This window comes from Neisseria sp. P0021.S007 (assembly GCF_051956855.1).
The window spans coordinates 1-702 of the sequence record NZ_JBQCXA010000496.1 but is presented as its reverse complement, the minus strand read 5'-3'; the positions used below and the strand labels follow the sequence as shown (position 1 = coordinate 702).

The following is a 702-nucleotide window of genomic DNA, read 5'->3' as shown; positions in this document are numbered from 1 at the left end:
CGGATGCTCGACGCAATGGCCATCAGGGTTTCACCCATACGCACCAAATGCTGTCTGCCTAAACGTGAGGCAGTGTCGTTTTTAGCAGAGGCCGTCTGAACTTGTTTTTTCTCAGCCTTACGCTGCACATCCTTACGCACCTGAGTGGCCTGATTACCTGCTGCTTTATTATTTTTCGTTGCAGGCTGTTGGACATTACGTGTCGGCTCGGAGGATTGAGATTCAGTGGCCGGACGGGTACGAACAGATGCAGCATCTTTAGAATCATATCCGGCCGGATCGATAATGGCGGTGTATTCACGCGATTGCGCGCCGATACCTACTTGGAAAACCAAAACAGGATCTTTGATGGCTTGAGAAGAGCGGATAGTAACGACTGCCTTATCGCCTGATTTGCGTACCGCCGCGCGCAAATTGCCATTTGAAATAGTGGCCTTACCGCCATTGAGCAGAGCCTGAGCTTCCTCACCAGTCACAGTGATACTGCCTGTAAAAGGCTCACCCAAATGAGATTGAACATTCAAGCCCCCCAAACCCGCAGAGGCACTGAGCGATGTCATTAAAGCGATAGAAGCTGTAATTAATTTAATATTGTGATGTTTTTTCAAAACGGATCCCCTGTTCGAAAATTATGGTACTAACCAATGTGCCCGCATTCAACCATATATTTACTAGATATTACGTCATGATATATTTTTAACC

Annotated in this window: 1 protein-coding gene; it reads right to left on the bottom strand. The window is 47.0% G+C overall.

All coding sequences use genetic code 11. The annotated features are described in order from the left end of the window. Window positions 1-560, bottom strand: a 560-nt coding sequence (locus ACTHUR_RS14225; protein WP_440399204.1) for a type IV pilus assembly protein FimV, incomplete at its 3' end; no start/stop codon positions are given. Window positions 561-702 lie beyond the last annotated feature (142 nt).